General features: G+C 45.6%; 4 protein-coding genes. All 4 read left to right on the top strand.

Annotated features, from left to right (window positions below; translation table 11 throughout):
* The first annotated feature begins 2 nt into the window (after nucleotides 1-2).
* The 4 genes from AR334_RS24155 (at nucleotide 3) to AR334_RS24170 (ending at nucleotide 5551) form a co-directional block, all read left to right on the top strand.
* A complete protein-coding gene (locus AR334_RS24155; protein WP_066319786.1) occupies nucleotides 3-764 on the top strand; it encodes a dimethylarginine dimethylaminohydrolase family protein in 762 nt (253 codons plus the stop codon).
* A gap of 26 nt (nucleotides 765-790) precedes the next feature.
* Entirely contained in the window at nucleotides 791-2410 is a 1620-nt protein-coding gene (locus AR334_RS24160; protein WP_066320292.1) for a M20/M25/M40 family metallo-hydrolase, read from the top strand.
* 23 nt (nucleotides 2411-2433) lie between these two features.
* Complete coding sequence (locus AR334_RS24165; RefSeq protein ID WP_066319804.1) at nucleotides 2434-3837, top strand: amino acid permease; 1404 nt, start codon at nucleotides 2434-2436, stop codon at nucleotides 3835-3837.
* Between the two features lie 331 nt (nucleotides 3838-4168).
* Complete coding sequence (locus tag AR334_RS24170; RefSeq protein ID WP_066319806.1) at nucleotides 4169-5551, top strand: L-cystine transporter; 1383 nt, start codon at nucleotides 4169-4171, stop codon at nucleotides 5549-5551.
* Nucleotides 5552-6000: the final 449 nt, after the last annotated feature.

The following is a 6000-nucleotide window of genomic DNA, read 5'->3' on the forward strand; positions in this document are numbered from 1 at the left end:
TCATGTTTAAACATACCATTGTCAAAACACCAGGGAAAACATATATCAATGGATTAACGACTTCCAACTTAGGTGCACCCAAGTTGGAAAAAGCCCTGGAGCAGCACAAAGCGTATATTGAAGCGCTGAAAATTTGCGGCACGGAAGTCACCGTCCTCGAAAGCAATGATGAATTTCCTGACTCTACCTTTGTGGAGGATACAGCGGTTTTGACACCGGGGTTTGCCGTCATTTCCAATCCTGGTGCCGCTTCCCGCAATGGAGAGGTCCGGGATTTGGAACCGGCGATCAATTCCTTTTACGAAAAAATTTACTATATTAAAGCGCCGGGAACATTGGACGGCGGCGATATTTTACAAATTGAAGATCACTTTTATATCGGGATTTCCGCCCGGACTAACCAGGAAGGTGCACAGCAGCTAAAGGAAATCTTGGAATCTGAAAACTATAAAGCTACGATTGTACCTTTAAAAAAATTCTTCCATTTAAAAACGGGTATCGCCTACTTAGGGGATCAAACGATAGTGGTGGCCGGCGAATTTATTGATCACCCTGATTTTCATTCCTATAAAAAAATTATTGTCCCGCCGGATGAGGAATATGCAGCCAATTGCATCCGGGTAAACGACTATGTCATCATTCCGGCGGGCTATCCGCAAACAAAACAAAGGATTGAAGAGGCTGGTTATCAAACGCTTGAACTTGATACATCGGAGTTTCGAAAATTAGATGGCGGCTTAAGTTGCTTGTCATTGCGCTTTTAACAATGGAAATGAAGGGGTCTGGGACCATGAAACAGCTTAGATGGGGAAATCCCGAAGCATTGAGGGAATTACTGTGCGAGGTGGTGAGCTGGAAAAGCATGACGCTGACCGAGGGAGAACGCGAATTTCCGTCCAAGGTCATGGCGGAGCTCGGTAAAGTGGACTTTTTTAAGAAGCATCCAGAGTACTTAGAACTGCATGATGCCGATTTGGGCCGGTCCTTTTTAACGGCATTGTATAAACATCCCAGTGCTTCGGATACGGTCGTATTAATCAGTCATTTTGATACGGTGAATGTGGAGGAATTTGGTGATCTCCAAGAGTATGCGTACCAGCCGGAGGAATTAACGAAGCTGCTTTTTGACAGAATGGAAGAACTGCCGGATGAGGCTCGGAAGGATCTTTTATCTGGTGAATACCTGTTTGGCCGCGGCACAATGGATATGAAAATGGGCCTTGTGATGCATATGGGGCTAATCGAAAAAGCATCGGTTGAACAATGGAAAATTAATCTGCTCCTGCTGACAGTTCCTGATGAAGAAGTTAATTCTGCGGGGATGCGGGCGGCTGTTCCGAAGCTGTTGGAATTAAAGGAGAGGCATCAGCTAACCTATAAGTTATTTTTAAACGGGGAGCCGGTATTTACCCAGGATCCGGGTGACGGAAACTATTATGTTTATTCAGGTTCGATTGGAAAAATTATGCCGTCCGCGCTGTTTTATGGCAAGGAAACACATGTTGGCCAACCGCTCGGCGGCATAACTGCGCCTTACATTGCGTCCTTTTTAACACAGCGAATGGAATGGAATCCGAGTTTTCAGGAATCGGTACTCGGGGAAACGACACCGCCTCCAGTCACACTGCAGCAAAAGGACTTAAAGCTGGAATACTCGACCCAAACACCTTACCGTGCTGCTGCCTTATATAATGTGTTTTTAATGAAGCGGAATGCGGAAGAAATCATGGAGCTTTTCGAAAAAGTGGCGCAGGATGCGGCACTGGCATGCAACGAGGCCTACCAGGAAATTTGCCGGGCTCAGTCGGCAACCGCGGTTGGCACTGTCAAAGTTTTGCGCTATGAGGAATTGCAGAGGTATGCACTGCAAAAATTGGGGGCGGTGTTTGTCGAGTCCGTCAAGGCTTCGGTTCAGGTGAAATCAGAATGGGATGACCGAGAAAAGTCCTTCCGAATTGCGGACACGTTGATGATTGAGTGTCAGGAGCTCGCACCAGCGATTGTTCTTTTATTTGCACCACCCTATTATCCGGCAGTGAATTCGTCTGATGATCCGCTAGTGAAGCGTTGCATCGATTTTATAAAGAATTTTGGGATTGAAAAATTCGGGCTGCCAGTACATCAAGTCCATTATTTTAACGGAATCAGCGACTTGAGCTATGTGAATTATCAAGATGCGGGTGAAGGATGGACGGTTTTTAAGGGAAATACACCGGTTTGGGGCACAAGCTACTCCATACCTTTCGATGAAATGAAGCAGCTGAAGGCACCGGTTCTGAATGTCGGTCCGTTTGGGAAAGACGCCCACAAGCGAACCGAGAGGCTTCACATCAAAAGCGCATTCGAAGAAGTTCCTGCACTGGTTGAGGGTATGGTGAAGTCTATTATTTGCAAGGAAGTTACATGTTAATCCACTAAAAAGGGGTGTGGGAAATGGTTGAAAAAGAAGGGCAGCAAAACCAGTTAAACAGATCCATGAAACGGCGTCATTTGTTTATGCTTTCTTTGGGGGGAGTTATTGGGACAGGATTATTTTTAAACGCCGGCTATACGATTAACCAAGCTGGTGCAGGCGGGGCGTTAATCGGGTATTTATTTGGCGGCCTAATTTTATATCTGGTGATGGTGTGTCTTGGTGAGCTGGCCGTTTATATGCCTGTAACGGGCTCGTTCCAAACCTATGCAAGTAGATTCATCAATCCCGCTGCAGGCTTTTCGCTGGGCTGGATGTATTTTATCGGTTCGGCGACCACCGCGGGAGTGGAATTTACCGCAGCGGGAATTTTGATGCAGCGATGGTTTCCGGACGTCTCCGTGTGGATTTGGTGCACGATTTTCATTGTCCTGTTGTTTGTTCTGAATGCTCTTACGACTCGAGGTTTTGCCGAGGCCGAATATTGGTTTGCGGGGATCAAAGTATTGGCTGTAATCTTCTTTATCATTATTGGAGCAGGAGCTATTTTTGGCATCATTCCACTGGCGGACAGACCCGCGCCATTCATGGATAACCTGGCTCCTAAAGGACTGTTCCCTGCGGGAATTGCCATCATTTTTGTTACGATGATGAATGTTATTTTTTCATATCAAGGATCGGAGTTAATTGGAATTGCTGCCGGCGAGAGTGAAGAACCTCATAAGAATATACCCCGAGCCATTCGAAATGTCCTTTTTAGAATTATCATTTTTTATATAGCTTCTATTATTATCCTATCAGCCGTGTTTCCAACCAAGGAACTCGGTTTATTGGAAAGTCCCTTTGTCACGTTGATGGATATGGCAGGAATACCATTTGCGCCTGATATCATGAACTTTGTCATACTGACAGCGATTCTTTCAGTTGGGAACTCATGTATTTATGCTTCAACTCGTCTGCTTTGGGCGATGGCGCATGATGGGATGGCGCCAACGGTTTTCGGAAAATTATCTAGGAGAAAGGTTCCGTTTACTGCCCTGGTATTCACCATGATTTTCTCGCTTCTATCCTTGCTGACAAGTGTGTTGGCTGCCGATACGGTGTTTGTATTATTGATGTCGATTGCCGGAATTTCTGTTACCATCTCATGGATCGGAATTGCCTTTTCGCAGTTCATGTTCCGCCGCAAGTATTTACAGGCCGGCGGGAAACTGGAAGACCTGCAATATAAAGTTCCGCTTTACCCATTAGTCCCACTTTTCTGTATCATCTTCTGTGTATCCATATTAATCTTCCTAGCCTTCGACCCGACACAGCTCACAGGGCTCCTCATCGGTCTCGGCTTCCTATTAATATGCTACCTGTCCTACCACATCAAAAACAAAAAAACAGAAGCACCATCCAGCAAAATCGAAACCTTATAATATTTACAGTGTTAGTTTATATGTAATGGTGGTAATGGTGGTAAGGGTGGTAATGGTGTCAGGCACCGCCCGTGGACAAAACCCATTTTTGTCCGCCCTAGGTGGACATTTATCATGAAAGCTGATTCGCATTTTAGGCGGATCAGTTTTTTTGTAAATTTTATTGTTTGGGGCGGGCGGAATGGTATTTTAAATTTCCATTATACATATGTATGAAATATCAAACGTTTGATGAAGTAACCACGAAAGTGAAATTGGAATTCCGACTTAGCGCATTGGGATATTTGGGGTTAGCTCTACGTTTCCTACTATTAGGAAGGGAAGGAAGAAGATGAATACTGTTCTGATCATCGTTAACATTGCCGTCCTACTACTGCTGATGTATGGCCTGTTCATGATGCAAAAGAAGCATGTTTCGTTTTCCAAGCGCGTATTTGCGGGATTAGGATTAGGTATTATTTTTGGTATTATTCTTCATTATATTTACGGAACTGAATCCGAAATAACAGCGCGCTCGATTGAATGGTTTAATATCGTCGGCAACGGGTATGTTAAGCTGCTACAGATGGTAGTCATGCCGCTCATTTTTGTCTCCATTGTCGGGGCGTTTACGAAATTAAAATTAACAAAAAATATTGGCAAAATTAGTTTCCTTGTCATTGGTATTCTGCTTGGCACCACCGCTATTGCGGCAGCCATCGGAATTGGTTCTGCCCTTAGTTTTAACCTTGATGGTGTTCAGTTAACAGAAGGAGATGCGGAAAAGGCGAGGAATGCCGCACTTGAGGAACGAGTTCCACAAGTGGAAAACTTGACCTTGTCACAACAAATCATTGACTTCATTCCAAGTAATCCGTTTCAGGATTTAACTGGCGCCCGGCCGACTTCAACCATTGCGGTTGTCATTTTCGCTGCCATGATCGGAATGGCCTACCTCGGGGTAAAGCGTAAAGAACCAGAGCATGCCGAGTTCTTTGCCAAAATCATCAACACGGTGTATGCAGTCGTCATGCGGGTCGTTACCTTAATCCTAAGGCTGACACCTTACGGAATTCTCGCGATTATTACGAGAGTGGCGGCAACGAGCGATTATGATGCAATCGTGAACCTAGGGACTTTTGTGATTGCTTCCTATGTCGCGCTTGCCATCATGTTTATCGTTCATATGCTCTTGTTAATGGCGGCAAAACTCAATCCGTTCAATTATGTAAAAAAATCATTGCCGACTTTGACCTTCGCATTTACGTCGCGTACCAGCGCCGGAACGCTGCCTATGACGATAAAAACTCAGACGAAGGATTTGGGTGTGTCGGAGGGGATTGCCAATTTCGCCGGATCATTTGGCCTGACGATTGGCCAGAACGGTTGTGCCGGGATTTATCCGGCGATGCTTGCCGTCATGGTCGCACCGGCAGCGGGAGTTGACCCTACCAGTCTATCATTTATTCTGACGCTAATTCTTGTGGTGACCATCGGTTCATTCGGTGTCGCGGGTGTTGGCGGCGGTGCAACCTTCGCAGCTCTCATCGTCCTGTCGGTGATGAATTTGCCAATCGCCATCGTCGGCTTGCTCATCTCCGTCGAACCGTTGATTGACATGGGCCGAACCGCCTTAAACGTCAGCGGCGCAATGACAGCGGGCGTCCTCACTAGCAAAGCCACAGGCGAACTTGAAACCGACGTTTATGATCAGCCCGACATCGTTGAAGCTTAGCTTTTGTTGAAAAAGAGCTCCAAGCAGCTGCTTGGGGCTCTTAGTGCATTACGGAACAAATCCTCTAGACTATGGTTCCCATAACCGCAGGTGAGTGGGTCGTGCGTCAGGTGCTACGTTCCCGAAAGTATGAAAAAATAGATGAATCGGTCACGTAGGGAGGTTCTACGTGACCGAAAGCATGAAAAAATAGATGAATTGGTCACGTAGAGAGGTTCTACGTGCCCGAAAGTATGAAAAAATAGATGAACTGGTCACGTAGGGAGGTCCTACGTGCCCGAAAGCATGAAAAAATAGATGAATTGGTCACGTAGAGAGGTTCTACGTGCCCGAAAGCATGAAAAAATAGATGAACTGGTCACGTAGGGAGATTAAGTCTATATAATTGTGTAAAAAGAAAGGTCATCAATCATGATCCGTGTTAAAATGTTTTTTTCGACCAAGAAAAT

The organism is Bacillus sp. FJAT-29814, assembly GCF_001510715.1.
Classification (GTDB): Bacteria; Bacillota; Bacilli; order Bacillales; family Cytobacillaceae; genus Neobacillus.

Excerpts from the sequence above, each read along its gene's own strand:
- AR334_RS24155 (WP_066319786.1), top strand. The coding sequence starts at position 3 with ATGTTTAAACATACCATTGTCAAAACACCAGGGAAAACATATATCAAT.
- AR334_RS24160 (WP_066320292.1), top strand. The coding sequence starts at position 791 with ATGAAACAGCTTAGATGGGGAAATCCCGAAGCATTGAGGGAATTACTG.
- AR334_RS24165 (WP_066319804.1), top strand. The coding sequence starts at position 2,434 with ATGGTTGAAAAAGAAGGGCAGCAAAACCAGTTAAACAGATCCATGAAA.
- AR334_RS24170 (WP_066319806.1), top strand. The coding sequence starts at position 4,169 with ATGAATACTGTTCTGATCATCGTTAACATTGCCGTCCTACTACTGCTG.